Here is a 16,914-nt window from a genome sequence, read left to right on the forward strand (position 1 = left end):
CAAGGTGGTTTTCATGAGTGAGTTGTCGCATCTGGACGGCGAGGGCCGCGCCCGCATGGTCGATGTGAGCGCGAAGGCCGACACCGCGCGCATCGCGGTCGCCGAGGGCGCACTGCACACCACCGCCGAGGTGATCGCGCTGGTCCGGGCCGACGATATGCCCAAGGCGGATGTGCTCAGCACCGCGCGCATCGCCGGGATCAACGGCGCGAAGAAGACCTCCGAGCTGATTCCGCTGTGCCATCAGCTGGCGTTGTCGTCGGTGAACGTGTCGTTCGGATTCACCGACACCACCATCACCATCGAGGCGACCGCGAAGACCAAGGGGCCCACCGGAGTCGAGATGGAGGCGCTGACCGCCGTTGCCGTCGCCGGGCTGACGCTGCACGACATGGTGAAGGCGGTGGATCCGGCGGCGACCCTGAACGGGGTGCGGCTGGTCACCAAAGAGGGTGGCAAGCACGGACATTGGGTACGGCCGGAGACCGAGCAGCAGCACAAGCACGAGACCGCGACTGCCGCAACGACTTCCCTCGCAGGCGCGGGCCGGTCGGCTGCGGTCGTGGTCGCGTCCACCGGTGCCGCCGCCGGCACCCGCACCGACACCACCGGCCCAGCCCTCGCGAAATGGCTTGCCGAGCAGGGCTTCTCGGTGCGCGGGCCGCTGGTCTTCGCCGACTCCGATATCGCCTACGCGCTCTCGGAGACCCTGGCCGCCGAGCCCGACCTGATCATCACCACCGGCGGTACCGGAGCCTCCCCCACCGACGCCACCCCCGAGGCGACCCGCGCCGTGATCGACCGCGAACTGCCCGGTGTCGCCGACGCCATCCGCCAGGCGGGCACCGCCAAGTTCCCGCTCGCGGCGCTGAGCCGGGGTGTGGCCGGCCTGTCCGGGCGCACCGTGCTCATCAATCTGCCCGGTTCGCCGGGCGGGGTGAAGGACGGCATCGCCGTACTCACCCCGATTCTCGAACATCTGCTGGCCCAGGTGGCCGGAGGAGGCAACCATGAGTGAGCTGCTGGCCCGGATCAGCGATCAGCCGCTCGACCCGACCGAGGTGGAGAAGGCCGTCAGCGGCCCCGAACACGGCGGCATCGTGGTCTTCACCGGCAAGGTCCGCGATCACGATGGCGGCCAATCGGTTTCGGCCCTGGAATACTCGGCCCACCCGCAAGCCGAACAGTTCCTGCGCAAGGTGTGCGAAGAGGTCGCCCAATCCTCCGGCCTCCCGGTAGCCGCCGTCCACCGCATCGGCTCCCTCACCATCGGCGACCTCGCCATCGTCGTCGCCGTAGCGGCCCCCCACCGCGGCGAAGCCTTCACCACCTGCGCCCTCCTGGTCGACCGCATCAAACACGAAGTCCCCATCTGGAAGCGCCAACTCTTCGCCGACGGCCTCTCCGAATGGGTCAACGCCTGCGGCTGACCCTCCCCGAACGCCGCGTCCCGTGACCGGTTGATGCGACGCGCTTGCATGGCGGTCGTTGATCGGGGAGTTGCCGGAAGTATGTTCGGGGGATGCATTGGGATCAGATGACGGCTACGCCCGGGGCGCTGCGGACGGCGGCTGCGCGGTTGCGGCGCGGGGTAGGGCAGTTGGAGATTCTGGCGGCGATCATCGAGGCTGCGGAGGGGCCGTGGTTGGGGGCGATGGATTCGGATGGGCGGGGGACCGCCGAGTTGCGGATGCATTTGGCGGGGAAGTATCGGTTCACGGCGGTGGTGACCAGTATGGGGAAACTGTCGATGGCGGAGATGAATTCGCCGGGGCGGGGGAAGCGGTCGGAGCTGGTGTTGTCGACCAAGGCGGCGCAGCGCAAGGGGTTCGACAATCCCAAGGATGTGCCCAAGCCGCAGGAGTGGGTCGACTATGTGGTCGGGTGGGTGAAGTACGCGAGTGCCGAGGTGGGGCGGCGCGATGTGGTGGAGTGGCAGTTGAAGGGGGCTGACCAACGGCTGGCCGCGATGAACGACAGCGTCGAGACCATGCGGGCGGCATTGGTCGAGCGCGAGCAGATGCGCGATGAGCTGGCCGCCGAGGTCGCCGAGCTACGCGCCGAATTCGAGGCCGAATCAGCCCTCGCCGACAAGCGCGTCGTCGGCCGGGACGTAGCGCCAGACGGGGAGCAGGGCGTGGTCGTCGAGGGGGTCGTCGGCGCGGTGGACGGTGGCGTCGAGGCGGGCGAGGAGGTCGCGCTCGTCGAGGCCGGAACCGATCAGGACCAGGCTGCTGACCCGGGGTTCGTGGCGGGCCCAGGCGGTGGGTTCGAGGGTGATGTGGCGGCCGACCATGTGCAGCACGAACTTTCGCCGGTCCTCGGGCACGGCGAAACCCAGCACGCCCTTGGCGCGGAACAGTCCTGACGGCGGATCCTCCAGCAGCGCAATCAGTTCACGCGGATTGAGCTCCGTCTCGGAAGTGAAGGAGACGCTGTCGTAGGCGTCGTGCAGGTGCCGGTGATCGCAGGCCCCGTCGTGGCAGTGCGCACCGTGCTCGTGCGGCTCGTGCTCGTCGTGCAGTAGTTCGTCGAAGCTGAGCTGTTCACCGACGCGCGGCTGCTGCGGGTCGCGGGTGGGCACGTCGAACAGCAGTCCCGGATCGATGCGTCCGTGACTGGTCGGATACACCGGCACCTGGCCGACCAGTTCGGTGATCTCCGCGCGCAGTCGCTCCAGCGCGGCCGGTTCGACCCGGTCGGCCTTGTTGAGCACCACCAGATCCGCCATCCGCAGATGAGTCACGAGTTCCGGGTGCTGAGCACTGCTTTCGGCGAAATGCTCGGCGTCGACGAGCTCGACCAGCCCGCCGTAGCGGATGCGCGGATTGTCGCTGTTGACCACCATGCGAATGAGATTGCGCGGCTCGGCAAGCCCGCTGGCCTCCACCACGATGACATCGATCTTCTGCCGGGGATGCGCCAACCGGTCGAACAGCTCGTCCAGTTCGCTCACATCGACCGCGCAACACACGCACCCGTTGCCCAGCGACACCATGGCATCGACCTGTCCGGCCACCAGCATGGCATCGATATTGACCGCGCCGAAGTCGTTGACCACCACGCCGATCCGCGTGTGCCGGGTCCGCAGCAGCCGGTTGAGCAGCGTCGTCTTTCCGGCACCGAGGAATCCGGCCACGATCAGGACAGGGATGCGCCGGCTCACGTGGCCACCTTACTCATCAGAAACCATTCGGAAATAACCGCGGCCTAGCGTGACTGCCTATTCGGACCGACCACGGGAGGTGCGCCGTGCGCGTGCGCGACATTCTCGATGCACCGCAACTGCGTATGCGGTTGCTGTACGGGGACGAGGCGATATTGGAACGTCCGGTCGCCCGGGTCTGTGCCACCGATATGCCGGATCCGCGGCCGTTCGTGACCGCGGGCGCGCTGGTCTGCACCGGCCTGGTGTGGCGGCACGAAGCCGCCGACTCCGACCGCTACGTGGGCCTGCTCGCCGGGGCCGGGGTCGCCGGGGTGGTGGCCGGGCAGGCGCTGCACGGGCATGTGCCCGAGGACGTGGTCGCCGCCTGCGAGCGGCACGGCCTGCCGCTGCTGTCCGCCCCGCAGAGCGTCCCGTTCAGCCGGATCATCGAATATCTGGCCGAGCAGGCGGCCGAGGTGCGCTGGCGGCGAGTGCAATCGCGCGCCGACCGGCAGCGCAAACTGCTCGCCGCGGTCGCGGCGGGCGCCTCTATCGAGACCCTGGTCGCGGAATTCGCGGCGGAACAGCATGTCTCGGCATGGCTGCTGACCTCGACGGGAACGATCGTCACCGGCACCGCGGAATTGGGGGACGACGATATCGACCGCATTGTCGCCACCGCCCTGACCGCGCCCCGCCTGCCCGCGGTCACCACGGGTGCGGTCCGGGTGCTGCAGGTCGGCGCGGGCGATCGAATCACCGCCTGGTACCTGGCGATCCGCCCGTCCGCCCCCGAACTCGACCCGTTCGGCGCGGACCTGGCCGCCGTGGCGGAACTGTATCGGCAGCGTCGCGCCGACCGGCAGCATCTGGATTGGGAACTGGCCGACCGCTTCCCGGTGCCGTTCACCGAGCGGGCGGACGTATCCGAGGTCGCGCTGGTCTGTGAAGTTCATGCCGCCGAGGGCGCAACCCGTTCCTCCGGCGCGCTGTCGGCCGGAATCCAGCGCGGCGGGGTGGCGGGCGCGATCGAACGTGAGGGCGCGCCGACTGCTGGGCCCGACTCCGGTGCCGCACAGCGGGTTTCGGTCTGGTCGGATTCGGCCGCCGGGCTGATGGCCGTGCGGTCGGCGCTGCACGACGCGCTGCCGGGGATCACGACCTCCATCGACCACGAGGGGAGGCTGGTCGGGGTGACGACCGGGACGCAGGATCAGATCGCCGCCGTGGTGGGTCGGCGTTTCGGGCGAATCGCTCCGGCGCTGCGGGAGATTCGACTGGCCATCGGGATCGGTGCTCGGCAGCCGGAGGAGACCCTGGCGAGTGCGATCGGAGCCGCCGCGGCGGCGTCCACCGCGGCGCGGGACGACACGGCACCGGTCAGTCTGCGAGTGGCCGATATCGATTCGGCGGTCGGCCTGCTGACCGCGGTGCCCGGCGGGCTGCAACGCCGGTTCGCCGAGCGGGTACTGGGTCCGGTGCTCGATTACGACCGCCGGCACGGTGCCGGGCTGCTGGACACGCTGGCGGTCTTCCTCGGCTGCGAGGGTTCGTGGCGGCAGGCGGCCGATCGAATGCATCTGCACCTCAATACCGTTCGCTACCGGATCGGGCGGATCGAGGAGCTCACTGGACGCGATCTCGGGCGCATCGACGACCGGCTGGACCTGTATCTCGCGGTGCGGACGCTGGCGGGTCAGACCGCGCCGGTGTAGCCGTCCCAGGCGATTCCGGCGTCGGGGGCCCCTTCCCGCAGCACGCTCGCCTGGATCAGTCCGTACGGGCGATCATCGGCGTGGAAGACCTCGCCCTTGTTCGGGACGCCGAATCGCTCCGTGTCATAGGCGAAGTGGTGCTTGTTCGGTGCCGAGAAGCGGATCTCCGCCAGACACGGGTACGCCTCCAGCGCGGCCCGTCCCATCTCGAACAACGTCTGCTGCAACGCTTTCGAGTGCAGGGTCGCGAACGTCTCGACCAGTGCGGCACGGATCCCGTCGTAGGCGGCATCCCAGTCCGCGGGCGGAGTGGCGAAGCGCCAGTGCGCGATCAGGCTGGTGGCCAGGATCCGGTCGTAGGCCGGTTCGAGCACGGTGAACTCGTCGGTGAGGAATCCGGCGAACTCCGAACCGGTGGATTTGAGAATCACCAGATCCTTGACCCCGCCGATCACCCACTCCCGGCGCTCGGCACCGACGCCCTCGACGGTCACGGCCGCGATCCGCACCTCCGGCCCGACCCGCGTCCAGGTGTGGTCATGGTCGCGGCCGCCGACCGGAACCCGTTGCCACGCATACTCTTCGATCTCTATGCGCGCCGACTCCACCGGCTCGATATCGTCGACGAAGTGCCGGGCCAGCGCCAGCCCGTAATCTTCGATACCGCCGTCGCCGTGACTCTTGGCGTAGGTGAAGATGGTCTGCTTCTGCGAATCCGTCGGCAGCACCGCGCCCTGATCGCCGACCGTGTGCGCGTCGTCGAACGCGCCACGCAGACACGAGGAGACGTTCAGGTCCCGGATCTCGTGCCGGGCGGTGTCGCGGTAGATGCGCACCACCCGGTTCTCGGCCTTCCCGTACCGGTGCGGGCCGAGCACGATCCGGCCGGTGGATTCAGTCATGGCATCACTGTGGCGCATCGGGCACGGCACGCAGGCTGGTTCCGGAGACAAAACGCCGAGGGTGAAATGCCCGACGTTTGGGCAAACTGGACAAACGCCCGAGGAGCGGCGCTTGCCTAGGGTACGAGAATGACCTCGCCTCATCCCGTCGACACCCGGCCACCGTGGCAGCGACTGCTGGCCTTCGGCATCCAGCACGTGCTGATCATGTACACCGGATGCGTCACCGTGCCTTTGGTTTTCGGTGCGGCCGCGGGACTCGACAAGGCCACCGTCGCCCTGCTGATCAGCGCCGACCTGCTGGTCGCGGGCATCATCACCATGGTGCAGAGCCTCGGGCTGGGGAAGTTCGCCGGTGCGCGGCTGCCGATCGTCACCGGTGCGACCTTCGTGGCCATGAGCCCGATGATCCTGATCACCAAGGATTACGGGCTGCAGGCGATGTACGGGTCCATGCTGCTGGGCGGCGTGATCGGCATCGCGCTGGCGTGGCCGTTCGCCTCGATCGTGCGGTTCTTCCCGCCGCTGGTGAGCGGGACCGTGCTGACCGTGGTCGGCATCTCGCTGATCGGGGTGGCGGGCGGGCTGATCGTCGGCCCCGACCCGAAGGCGTCGACCTTCGCCGCGCCCTCCCACATCGCACTCGCGGCAGCGGTATTGGTGGTCGCCCTGGTGTGCACGGTGCTCGGGCGGGGTGTGTGGTCGCAACTGGGCGTGCTGATCGCGCTCGTGGTCGGCATCCTCATCGCCGTCCCGATGGGCCTGATCAAGCTCGACGGAGTATCGAAGGCCGCCTGGTTCGGCACACCCCACCCCTTCCAATTCGGCGCACCGCATTTCCCGGTGACCGCCGTGGTGGCCATGACCATCGTGATGCTGGTCGTCTTCGCCGAATCCACCGCCAGTATGCTCGCCATCGGCGAGATCACCGGAAAGCCCTTGACCCGAGCCGATCTGGCGCGCGGCCTGGCCGGCGACGGACTGTCCGCGGTACTGGCCGGGGTCCTGAACTCATTCGTGGACACCATCTTCAACCAGAATGTCGGCGCGGTCGCCAACACCCGTGTGTACAGCCGCTACGTGACGGCGGTGAGCGGCGCGATCCTGGTGGTCCTGGGCCTGGTGCCGCGCTTCGGTGCGCTGGTCGCCGCGGTCCCGCAGCCCGTGATCGGCGGTGTCGGCCTGGTGTTGTTCGCGACCATCACGGTGATCGGCGTAGATACGCTGCGCAAGGCCGACCTGACCGACCGCGTGAACCTCACCCTGATCGCCGTCTCGATCGGCATCGGCCTGGTTCCGGTCCTCACCAAGGGCATGTTCGACAAGTTCCCGTCCTCCGCGCAGATCCTGCTCAACAGCGGCATCAGCCTCGCCGCCGCAACGGCTTTCACCCTGAACCTGCTGTTCAACCACACGCGACTCGGCGAAATCGCCCGTGGTGCAGGCAAACCCACTGCGGCGACCCCGGAACCCGACATCACCGACGCGGTACCCGCCGCCTGAGCCCCTCTCCTCATCGGGGAGATCGAAGCCGTGGATTCCGTCCGAATCCACGGCTTCGGTTTGTTGATCGGCGCTATCGAAGGGTTTGCATCCCGTTGAGGATGAGGTCGATGCCCGCGAGGAATTGATCGCGGTCGTCGTGGGTGGGGAGAACCGCTGCCATGCGTCGCACGAACGGATACTTTTCGGGGTCCAGGGTGGTCCATCGGGTGGCGATGGTCGCGAGGAATGCCGAGCGGTCGAGGTCTGGGGTCACCAGACGGGCACCTGCCGCGTATTGGCCTGCGAGGCCGAGGATGTAGTTCACCAGGGCTGAGGCGCAATCGAATTGGGCCGGTTCGGGAACGCCGAGCGCATCGAGTTGGCCGCCCATGCCCTCGAGGATCTCGATCACGGCGGGCTGCCAGGGTTTTCGCGAGAGCTGAGCGCCGATCCACGGGTGGGCGTCGATGGCGTCGAAGATGCCGAGCGCGATCGCACGAACGGTGGCGCGGGGCGATTCGCCGGCGGCGACCTCGGTCATGACTCGGGCGATCACCTCGTCGGTGGCCGCCGCGAGCAGGTCGTCCTTGTCGGCGACGTGGTGGTAGATCGCCCCGCTGCCGGTCGCCAGCCGAGCCGCGAGGGCGCGGAAGGTCAGGGCCTGCTCGCCGCCGGTGTCGAGGATCTCGATTGCCGCTTCGACGATCAACCGCTTGGACAAGGCGTCGCCGCGCCGTGCGGTCCGCCGGGTACCGGTCGTCATGCACCCCATCTTGACAGGTTTGGAACGATGTTCCAAACTCGATTATGGAACGCCGTTCCAATCAGCCTTCGAAGGGAGAACGACCATGACAACCCCCATCACCATCGTCGGAGCGGGCCTGGGTGGCCTCACCCTCGCGCGGGTCCTGCACGTGCACGGCATCCCGGCCACCGTCTACGAGGCCGACTCCTCGCCCGAGTCCCGGGTACAGGGCGGCCAACTCGACATTCACGAACACGACGGCCAATTCGCCCTGGCGGCAGCGGGTCTCACCGCCGAATTCCGGGCGATCATCCACGCGGGTGGCGCGGCCGCCCGCATCCTCGACCCGCAGGGCACCGTGCTGCTCGACGAGCCCGACGACGGCACGGACACCCGGCCGGAGGTATTGCGCGGTGATCTGCGCCGCATCCTGCTCGATTCCCTGCCCGCGGGGACCGTGCGCTGGGGACACAAAGTCGCCGACGTGCGCTCCCTCGCCGACGGCCGCCACGAACTGACCTTCACCGACGGGTCGACGGTGACCACCGGCCTGCTCGTCGGGGCCGACGGGGCCTGGTCGAAGATCCGGCCGCTGCTGTCGGACGCCCGCCCCGAGTACGTGGGCGCGACCTTCGTCGAGACATATCTCCGAGACGCCGACGCGCGGCATCCCGCCACGGCCGCGCTGGTCGGCGCCGGCGCGATGTACGCGCTCACCCCGGGCCAGGGCATCACCACCCACCGCGAGGCGGGCGCCACCCTGCACACCTACGTCCAGTTGCGGCGCTCCGCCGAATGGATCGCGGGCATCGACTTCACCGATCCGGCCACCGCCACCGCCACCATCGCAGCCGAATTCGAGGGCTGGGCACCGGAACTCACCGCCCTGATCACCGACTCCGACACCCCACCGGTCGCCCGCATGATCCACACCCTCCCGCGCGGACACCGCTGGGACCGGGTCCCCGGGGTGACGCTGCTCGGCGACGCCGCGCACCTGATGCCGCCCTCCGGCGACGGCGCGAACCTGGCCATGCTCGATGCCGCGGAACTGGGCCGAGCCATCGCCGCACACCCCGACGACACCGAAGCGGCGCTACGCGCCTACGAGGCGAAACTGTTCCCGCGCAGCGCGGCCGCCAACGCCGACGCCGACGAGGTGTTCGACCTCTGCCTCGGGGAGCACGCCCCGTCCGGCCTGATCGAACTGTTCTCGGGAGTGGCGGCAGCCTGAGCGGCACGGGTTGCAGCGGAACTACGACTGCTACCTCACCAACTTCTGACCGGTTCGTGATTCTTGCCATAGCCTGGCGGCGTGCGAGTTGTGGTGGCGAATCGTGGTGAGGTCGCGGTCCGGGTGGTGCGGACGGCGCGGGAGCTCGGGTACGAGACGGTGGTGTTGCATACCGCCGAGGACTCCGGGAGCTTGGCGGTACGGCTGGCCGATACGCCGATCGTGATGGCGGGCAGCGGGGTGGCCGGATATCTCGACATCGAGTCGGTGGTCCGGGCCGCGGCAGCCTGCGGGACCGGGGCGCTGGTGCATCCGGGGTACGGGTTCCTCAGTGAGAGTGCGGAGTTCGCGGCCGCATGCGCCGCGGCGGGGCTGGTGTACATCGGGCCGTCGCCGGAAGTGCTGCGGGTCTTCGGAGACAAGGTCGCGGCGCGGGAGGCGGCCGCACAGGCGGGGGCGACACTGCTGCCGGCCACCAAATCGGGGGTTTCGGCCGATGAGGTGGCGGCGTTCCTGGCCGATCATCCCGGCGGGGTGATGGTGAAGGCCGCGGCGGGCGGCGGCGGGCGCGGGATGCGGCCGGTCGTGGACGCGACACTGGTGGCCGAGGCCGTCGAGCGGTGCCGGGCCGAGGCGCTGGCCGGATTCGGCGACGACCGGGTGTACGCCGAAGCGCTGGTCACCCGGGCACGGCACATCGAGGTGCAGGTGGTGGCCGACGGGGTCGCGGCGGTGGCGCTGGGCGATCGCGACTGCAGCGTGCAGCGGCGGCGGCAGAAGCTCGTCGAGGTCGCGCCCGCACCGGAACTGCCGGTGGGAGTGCGTGATCGGGTGCAGCGGGAGGCGGTGCTGATCGCGGAGGCGGTCGGGTGCCGCGGCGTGATCACCGTGGAATTCCTGGTCGAGGGCCCGAATGTGTGGTTCCTGGAAGTGAATCCGCGACTGCAGGTGGAGCACACCGTCACCGAGGCGGTGATGGGGGTGGATCTGGTTGCGCTGCAACTGGACCTGGCACGCGGCAAGACCCTGAGCGAACTGGATCTGCCCAAACACGAGCCGCGCGGCTGGGCGGTGCAGGCACGGGTGAACGCCGAACTGCTGGCGGCGGACGGGGCGATTCTGCCGAGCGCCGGGGTGATCACGCGGTTCGACGCGCCCACCGGTTTCGGGGTCCGGGTCGATACGGCCGCGCAGGTGGGCATGCGGCAGGGCGTGCGGTTCGACTCGCTGCTGGCGAAGATCATCGCGCACGCCTCGTCGTATCCGGCTGTGCTGCAACGCTGTTCGGACGCACTGGCCGAGACTGTGATCGGCGGGGTGGACACCAATCTGCCGCTGCTGCGCGCGGTGCTGGCCGAACTGAGCGCGGGCGGGACGGTGACCACGGACTGGTTCGAAGACAATCTCGACGAATTGCGCACGCGGGCAGAGAGTTACGAGGATCCCGCTGCGTCGCTCCCGCACGAGCAGTCGAGCGCCACGGCGTTCGAGCTCATCGGTGACGAACAGGCCCTGCGTTCCCCGATGGGGGCCACCGTCGTCTCGCTGGCCGAGCCCGGCACCGTCCTCGCCACCGGTGCGGAGGTCGCGGTCCTGGAAGCGATGAAGATGCAGCACGTGCTGCGCGCCACCGAACCCCTCCGCGTGCTGCGGCATGCGGTCGAACCCGGCGATGTGGTCGATCCGCACGCCGTACTGACGACCTGGGTGGCGGCCGATCACGACGGCCCGGCGATGGAATCGACCGTGGTGGACCTGGATTCGGTGCGCGCCGACCTCGCCGAGGTGCTCGCCCGGCATCGGACGACCCTGGACGCCGAGCGCCCGACGGCCGTCGCCAAGCGGCATCGGCTCGGACGCCGCACCGCGCGGGAGAACATCACCGACCTGGTCGATCCGGACAGCTTCGTCGAGTACGGCGCTTTGGCGGTCGCCGCGCAGCGCAGCCGCCGCAGCCTCGAGGACCTGATCGCGAACACACCCGCCGACGGCCTGATCGCCGGGGTCGCGACCATCGGTGCCGACCGTTTCGGCCCCGACCGGTCGCGGGCGCTGATCATGTCCTACGACTACACCGTGCTCGCCGGCACCCAGGGCATGCGCAATCACGTCAAGACCGACCGCATGCTGGAACTGGCTCGCGAGCAACGACTTCCGGTGGTGTTCTTCACCGAGGGCGGCGGCGGACGGCCAGGCGACACCGACCACGGCGGCATCTCCGGACTCGACGTCACCACCTTCCGCGCCATGGGGGCGCTGTCCGGCACGGTGCCGTTGATCGGCATCGTCTCGGGCCGCTGCTTCGCCGGAAACGCGGCCCTGCTGGGCATGTGCGATGTCGTGATCGCCACCCCGGACGCCAATATCGGCATGGGCGGACCGGCCATGATCGAGGGCGGCGGGCTGGGCGTGTACGCGCCGGAGGACATCGGGCCGGTGAGCGTGCAGCGTCGCAACGGCGTGATCCACGTGGTGGCCGCCGACGAGGCCGAAGCGGTGGCGGTTGCCCGCCGCTACCTGTCGTATTTCCAAGGGGCCCTGGAGGATTGGGAGGCCCCCGATCCGCGACTGGCCCGACATGTGGTGCCGGAGAATCGGCTGCACGCCTTCGACATCCGCGCCGCCATCGAATCGTTGGTGGATGTCGGCTCCGTCCAGGAGCTGCGTCGGGACTGGGGTGTCGGCATCGTGACCGCACTCGTCCGCGTCGAAGGCCGCCCGTTCGGGCTGATCGCCAATGACTGTCACCACCTCGGCGGCGCGATCGACGCCCCGGCCGCCGACAAGCTCAGCGCCTTCCTGCAACTCTGCGGCGCACACGGCCTCCCCATCGTCTCCCTGTGCGACACACCGGGTTTCATGGTCGGCCCGGAAGCCGAGGAACACGCCACCGTCACCAAGTTCAGCCGACTGTTCATCGACGCGGCCGCCCTCGACGTCCCCTTCGGCACCGTCATCCTCCGCAAGGGCTACGGTCTCGGGGCACAGGCCATGGCGGCGGGCTCCTTCCGCGCACCCCGCTTCGTGATCGCCTGGCCCACCGGCGAAATCGGCGGCATGGGCCTGGAAGGCGCGGTCCGGCTGGGCTTCGCGAAAGAACTCGCCGCTCTCGAAGACCCGGTACAACGGCAGGCAGCCTTCGACGCCCTGGTCAAGGCCGCCTACGACGCGGGCAAGGCCCTCACTGCCGCAACGGTTCTCGAACTCGACGACGTCATCGACCCCGCCGATACCCGCCGCTGGCTGCGGACCTTACGCTGACCGGCCTCGATACTTCCGGTACATGGCATAGGCCATGGTGAGCGCCGCTACCCCACCCAGGGATTGGCGGGCGCTCACGTAGCGGCGGCGGCGTGCACCCTTGGCGCGGACCCGCAATCGTTCCTCGGTGAGGTCGGCGTAGCGGCCGGGCAGCAGGGTGTCGAAGTATTCGGAGATGAAGTTGTCGGTGCGGCGGACCGGCAGGCCCATATCGCGCATCAACTCGTCGATGTGGTGGGTGAGGTAGGGGCCGAGGTAGTAGCCCTCCGGGCGGGCGGGCATGACCTCGGCCAGCCAGCGGTCCACCCGCGATATCTCGCTGTGCATGTCGTCGACCTCGGGGGTCGCCAGCTCGCCCAGGAAATGCTGGGACAGCCAGTGCGCGGAGACCTCCGCGGTCAACTGGCAGGCGTCGGAGGAGCCGTAACCGACGAAACCCAGGCGCGGCAGCGTGGGCGGCAGGATGTGGCGGTAGAGCCGGAAGCGGCCCTCCTCGCGGACGACCTTCTCCAGTTCGGGGGCAAGGAATTCCAGTTCCTGCCGCCAACCGGTGGCGAAGACGACGATATCGGCGTCCAGCCGGTCTCCCCCGGCGAGTTCGACCGCGGTGCCGCCGGGGAACGCGGCAATGGTGTCGCGGCGCATGGTGATCCGCCCGCGACGCGCCATGCGGAAGAACTCGTCGCTGATGCCGAGATTCTCGATCCCGGCCGGCAGGGGCGCGTCGGGAATCATGGCCTTCGGACAGCGCAGCGCCAGCCGGGTGAACGCCGACACTCCCCGCCAGTACCGCTCGGTCAGCCCCTTACCGGGCCCGTGCAGGAACCGTTCGATCCGGTTCTGCCGGTGGTAGCGGAAGAACGCTTCGGCGAAGCGGTTCAACACGATTCGATCCGACGGCGTGCCACCGGGCAGGAACCGTGGCAGCATCGGATGCGCCTTGCGGAACACCAGTGTGGTCTCGCGCGCATGCTCCCCCGCCCAGGCGGCACAGTCCAGCGCCGACTTTCCCGCCCCGACGACCAGCACCCGTTTGCCCGCCACCAGCGCCGGGTCGGTGGCCCGGCTGGAGTGCAGCAGCAGACCACCGAACTCGTTGCCGCCCTCGATGACCGGGAGCTGCGGGGTGGAGAACACGCCCGCGCACACCACCACGAAATCGAAGCGCAGATCCTCCACCCCGTCGGGCCCGCACACCTTCAGCTCGAACCCGTCGTCGGCCTCCGACACCCGGATCACCTCGGTGGACAGCCGCAGCAGCGGCGTCAGCCCGAACCGCTCCACGTAGGACGCGAGATAGTCGCGCACCTGGGGCGCGGTCGGGAACACATCGGCCGATGCCGGATACGGATGCTCGGAGTAGGCGTAGGTGTCCCGGGAGTTGTTGGTGCGCAACCCCGGATACGTGCGCGCCTCGATCCAGACGCCGCCCGCCGCGTCCTCCTTGTCGAAGACGACGACCTCGAACCCGTCGTCCCGCATCACCTTCGCGGTCACCAGCCCCGCAATGCCCGCGCCGATGATCCCGACACGTTTACCGCCCGCACTCGCCACGTCCGCTGTCCCCTCTGGACCTGCACGCCCGCTGGACCCATGATCACAGCCCGGGCACACGCTACGGCAGCGCGGAGCCCGGTGGGCACGCGTCGAGGCGACTCGCCAACTGATGGCGCGGATCGGCGTGTCGTAATCTTTCGCCGAAATCGCCTGAACGGGACGAATTTACGAGATCGGGAGCTCCGGGATACGGGTCGCGCGGGCGAAGACCGTCTCGCCCTCGGCCAGGTGCAACGCCTCGGCGTCGCCGCGGGTGACCTGGGCGGTGAACAGGTCACCGGTGGCCGCGTTGCGCAGCTCGACGCGCACCTCGAAGCCCAGGTGCACGACCCGCTCGACGGTCGCCCGGGTGACGCCCGCGGACTGCGCGGTGCCCTCGTGGGCGGCGAGCGCCATGCTGGGATCGCGGCCGACGCGAATATCGTGCGGCCGCACCAGGTGTCCGTTGAGCTTGGCCACGGCGCCCAGGAAGGACATGACGAATTCGTTGGCGGGACGGTCGTACACGTCCTCGGGGCTGCCGACCTGTTCGATGCGGCCCTTGTTCATGACCGCGATCCGGTCGGCCACATCCAGGGCCTCCTCCTGGTCGTGGGTGACCAGGACGGTGGTGACGTGGACTTCCTCGTGCAGGCGGCGCAGCCAGGTGCGCAGGTCCGCACGGACTTTCGCGTCCAGCGCGCCGAACGGCTCGTCGAGCAGCAGCACCTGCGGGTCCACCGCGAGCGCGCGGGCCAGGGCCATGCGCTGGCGCTGGCCGCCCGAGAGTTGCGCCGGATAGCGGTGCTGGAAGCCGTCCAGGCCGACGATCTCGAGGAGGTCGTCGACCTTCTTCTTGATCTCGGCCTTGGGCCGCTTGCGGATCTTGAGCCCGAAGGCGACATTGTCGCGCACGGTCATGTGCTTGAACGCCGCGTAATGCTGGAACACGAAACCGATGTCGCGTTTCTGCGGGGACACATTGGTGACGTCCTTGCCCGCGATGGTGACGACACCGTTGTCCAGATTCTCGAGCCCGGCGATCGACCGCAGCAGCGTCGACTTACCGGAACCGGACGGGCCGAGCAGTGCGGTCAGCTCACCGGAGGGGATGTCGATGCTCACGTCGTTCAACGCGGCGAAGGTGCCGTAGCGCTTGTTCGCATTGGTCACGGTGATCATTTGGCAGTGCCCCGCTTGCGTTCTAGGAGGGTCATGAGCAGAAGGACAACGAGGGCGATGCCCATCAGCAGGGTCGCCGCGCAGTACGCGCCGAAGGTGTTGTGGTCGTTCACGTATCGCCCGTTCACCAGCAGGGTGAGCGTCTGCGATTTACCGGGCAGACCGGTGGACACCATGATCACCGCGCCGAATTCGCCCAGCGCACGGGCCACGGTCAGCACGATGCCGTAGGTCAGACCCCACCGGATCGCGGGCAGCGTGATGCGCCAGAACGTCTGCCAGCCCGACGCGCCCAGGGTGGCCGCGGCCTGCTCCTGATCGTCGCCGATCTCGTGCAGCACCGGCTCCACCTCGCGCACCACGAACGGCAGCGTCACGAAGATGGTGGCGATGACCATGCCCGGCAGATTGAAGATGATCTTCAACCCGTGCTGGTCCAGCCCGCCGAACCAGCCGTTGGCACCCCACAGCAGGATCAGCGAAACACCCACCACCACCGGCGAAGTCGCCATCGGCAGGTCGACGATGGCCTGCAGCAGATTGCGGCCCGGGAACTTCCCGCGCACCAGCGCGAGCGCGATGATCACACCGAAGATCACGTTCACCGGCACCGTGATGGCGACGATCGTGAGGGTCAGATTGAACGCCGAGATCGCCGCCGGGGTGGAGATCGAGTCGTAGAACGCGCCGAGCCCGTCCCCGAAGGTCCGCCACAGGATGATGCCCAGCGGCACCACCAGCAGCACGAACAGATACGCCAGTGCGACCGTGCGCAGCGAGATCTTGGTCCAGAAGCCGAGTCTCATCTACGCCGCCTCCCTTTCCTTGCGCGCCAGCCGATCCGAGGTCACCCGCAGGACGAACAGCGTGACCAGCGAGATCGCCAGCAGCGCCACCGAGACGGCGGCCGCGTTCACCGGCCTGTCCACCTCGATCTGCTGCTGGATGTACTGCGAGGCCATCTGCGTCTTCTTCGGGATGCCACCACCGATCAGCACCACCGAGCCGTACTCGCCGATAGCGCGAGCGAAGGCCAGCCCCGAACCGCTCACGATCGCGGGAGCCAGCGTCGGCAGCACGATGGTCCGGAAGGTGGTCCAGTTGTCCGCGCCCAGCGACGCGGCCGCCTGCTCCACATCCCGGTCCGCCTCGATGAGCACCGGCTGCACCGAACGCACCACGAACGGCAGCGTCACGAACGCCAGCGCCACCACCAGACCCGGCTGGGTGGCATTGAGATGAATGTCGAACGGCGACTGCGGCCCATACAGCGCCAGCAGCACGATGCTGGCCACGATGGTGGGCAGCGCGAACGGCAGGTCGATGAGACCGTTCACGATCGCCTTGCCCGGGAACTCGTCGCGGACCAGCACCCACGCGATGAGCGTGCCCATCACCACATTGATCAACGTCACGATGACCGACACGAAGACGGTCACCTTCAGGGCATCCAGCGCACCGGGCGCGGTGACCGCGTCCCAGAACCCGGACCAGCCGTTCTCGAAGGACTTGACGGTCAATGCGGCCAGCGGCAGCAGCACGATGATGCTGAGCCACAGCACGGAGGTGCCGATGCCGAGCGGACCCACGGATCCGCTCACCCGCAGCCAGGAACGGACCCGATTCGGGCGCGTCGGGCGCGGCTTGTCGTCTACCGAAACGCCGGAACCGAGGTCGGCTCCGGCGCTCGAACTGCTGTCACTCAC

At 68.7% G+C, this 16,914-nt stretch carries 14 protein-coding genes; 6 read left to right on the forward strand and 8 right to left on the reverse strand.

Features of this window, described 5'->3' with window-relative positions; all coding sequences use genetic code 11:
* Window positions 1–13 precede the first annotated feature (13 nt).
* Both moaCB and ACFXHA_RS15040 read left to right on the forward strand, forming a co-directional pair.
* Entirely contained in the window at window positions 14–1,018 is a 1,005-nt protein-coding gene (moaCB, locus tag ACFXHA_RS15035; RefSeq protein ID WP_379356905.1) for a bifunctional molybdenum cofactor biosynthesis protein MoaC/MoaB, read from the forward strand.
* The gene (locus ACFXHA_RS15040) at window positions 1,011–1,430 is read left to right on the forward strand and encodes a molybdenum cofactor biosynthesis protein MoaE (protein WP_379356907.1); all 420 of its coding nucleotides are present in this window, start codon (window positions 1,011–1,013) and stop codon (window positions 1,428–1,430) included. Before moaCB ends, ACFXHA_RS15040 begins: the two co-directional genes overlap by 8 nt.
* Window positions 1,431–1,533: 103 nt before the next feature.
* Here ACFXHA_RS15040 and ACFXHA_RS15045 read toward each other — a convergent pair whose 3' ends face one another.
* A complete protein-coding gene (locus ACFXHA_RS15045) occupies window positions 1,534–1,854 on the reverse strand; it encodes a hypothetical protein (protein WP_379356909.1) in 321 nt (106 codons plus the stop codon).
* Window positions 1,855–2,077: 223 nt separating this feature from the next.
* A complete protein-coding gene (locus ACFXHA_RS15050) occupies window positions 2,078–3,166 on the reverse strand; it encodes a CobW family GTP-binding protein (RefSeq protein ID WP_379356911.1) in 1,089 nt (362 codons plus the stop codon).
* Between the two features lie 92 nt (window positions 3,167–3,258).
* Between ACFXHA_RS15050 and ACFXHA_RS15055 the strand changes: the two genes are divergently transcribed.
* Window positions 3,259–4,863: a helix-turn-helix domain-containing protein gene (locus tag ACFXHA_RS15055; protein ID WP_379356913.1), complete on the forward strand. Its 1,605-nt coding sequence runs from the start codon at window positions 3,259–3,261 to the stop codon at window positions 4,861–4,863.
* Here ACFXHA_RS15055 and pucL read toward each other — a convergent pair.
* Window positions 4,845–5,765: a factor-independent urate hydroxylase gene (gene pucL / locus ACFXHA_RS15060; protein WP_379356915.1), complete on the reverse strand. Its 921-nt coding sequence runs from the start codon at window positions 5,763–5,765 to the stop codon at window positions 4,845–4,847. The genes ACFXHA_RS15055 and pucL overlap by 19 nt on opposite strands.
* A 129-nt stretch (window positions 5,766–5,894) precedes the next feature.
* Between pucL and ACFXHA_RS15065 the strand changes: the two genes are divergently transcribed.
* Entirely contained in the window at window positions 5,895–7,268 is a 1,374-nt protein-coding gene (locus tag ACFXHA_RS15065; RefSeq protein WP_379356917.1) for a uracil-xanthine permease family protein, read from the forward strand.
* 73 nt (window positions 7,269–7,341) lie between these two features.
* Here ACFXHA_RS15065 and ACFXHA_RS15070 read toward each other — a convergent pair whose 3' ends face one another.
* Complete coding sequence (locus ACFXHA_RS15070; protein WP_379356919.1) at window positions 7,342–8,013, reverse strand: TetR/AcrR family transcriptional regulator; 672 nt, start codon at window positions 8,011–8,013, stop codon at window positions 7,342–7,344.
* Between the two features lie 85 nt (window positions 8,014–8,098).
* Between ACFXHA_RS15070 and ACFXHA_RS15075 the strand changes: the two genes are divergently transcribed.
* Window positions 8,099–9,229, forward strand: a complete 1,131-nt coding sequence (locus ACFXHA_RS15075) for an FAD-dependent oxidoreductase (protein WP_379356921.1) — start codon at window positions 8,099–8,101, stop codon at window positions 9,227–9,229.
* A gap of 81 nt (window positions 9,230–9,310) precedes the next feature.
* A complete protein-coding gene (locus ACFXHA_RS15080; RefSeq protein WP_379356923.1) occupies window positions 9,311–12,490 on the forward strand; it encodes a carboxyl transferase domain-containing protein in 3,180 nt (1,059 codons plus the stop codon).
* Here ACFXHA_RS15080 and ACFXHA_RS15085 read toward each other — a convergent pair.
* From ACFXHA_RS15085 to cysT, 4 genes are all read right to left on the reverse strand, one after another.
* Window positions 12,482–14,044 carry a flavin-containing monooxygenase gene (locus tag ACFXHA_RS15085; protein ID WP_379356925.1) on the reverse strand — a complete coding sequence of 521 codons (1,563 nt, stop codon included), beginning with the start codon at window positions 14,042–14,044 and terminating at the stop codon, window positions 12,482–12,484. The two genes, ACFXHA_RS15080 and ACFXHA_RS15085, sit on opposite strands and share 9 nt — an antisense overlap.
* A 168-nt stretch (window positions 14,045–14,212) precedes the next feature.
* Complete coding sequence (locus tag ACFXHA_RS15090; protein WP_379356927.1) at window positions 14,213–15,208, reverse strand: sulfate/molybdate ABC transporter ATP-binding protein; 996 nt, start codon at window positions 15,206–15,208, stop codon at window positions 14,213–14,215.
* Window positions 15,205–16,014 (reverse strand): sulfate ABC transporter permease subunit CysW, encoded by an 810-nt coding sequence (cysW, locus tag ACFXHA_RS15095; protein WP_379356928.1) that lies wholly within the window; start codon window positions 16,012–16,014, stop codon window positions 15,205–15,207. Before cysW ends, ACFXHA_RS15090 begins: the two co-directional genes overlap by 4 nt.
* The gene (cysT, locus tag ACFXHA_RS15100; protein WP_379356930.1) at window positions 16,015–16,914 is read right to left on the reverse strand and encodes a sulfate ABC transporter permease subunit CysT; all 900 of its coding nucleotides are present in this window, start codon (window positions 16,912–16,914) and stop codon (window positions 16,015–16,017) included.

The organism is Nocardia sp. NPDC059240 (assembly GCF_042753865.1).
In the GTDB taxonomy this organism is placed as follows: domain Bacteria; phylum Actinomycetota; class Actinomycetes; order Mycobacteriales; family Mycobacteriaceae; genus Nocardia.

Excerpts from the sequence above, each read along its gene's own strand:
- moaCB (WP_379356905.1), top strand. The coding sequence starts at position 14 with ATGAGTGAGTTGTCGCATCTGGACGGCGAGGGCCGCGCCCGCATGGTC.
- ACFXHA_RS15040 (WP_379356907.1), top strand. The coding sequence starts at position 1,011 with ATGAGTGAGCTGCTGGCCCGGATCAGCGATCAGCCGCTCGACCCGACC.
- pucL (WP_379356915.1), bottom strand. The coding sequence starts at position 5,765 with ATGACTGAATCCACCGGCCGGATCGTGCTCGGCCCGCACCGGTACGGG.
- ACFXHA_RS15065 (WP_379356917.1), top strand. The coding sequence starts at position 5,895 with ATGACCTCGCCTCATCCCGTCGACACCCGGCCACCGTGGCAGCGACTG.
- ACFXHA_RS15070 (WP_379356919.1), bottom strand. The coding sequence starts at position 8,013 with ATGACGACCGGTACCCGGCGGACCGCACGGCGCGGCGACGCCTTGTCC.
- ACFXHA_RS15075 (WP_379356921.1), top strand. The coding sequence starts at position 8,099 with ATGACAACCCCCATCACCATCGTCGGAGCGGGCCTGGGTGGCCTCACC.
- ACFXHA_RS15090 (WP_379356927.1), bottom strand. The coding sequence starts at position 15,208 with ATGATCACCGTGACCAATGCGAACAAGCGCTACGGCACCTTCGCCGCG.
- cysW (WP_379356928.1), bottom strand. The coding sequence starts at position 16,014 with ATGAGACTCGGCTTCTGGACCAAGATCTCGCTGCGCACGGTCGCACTG.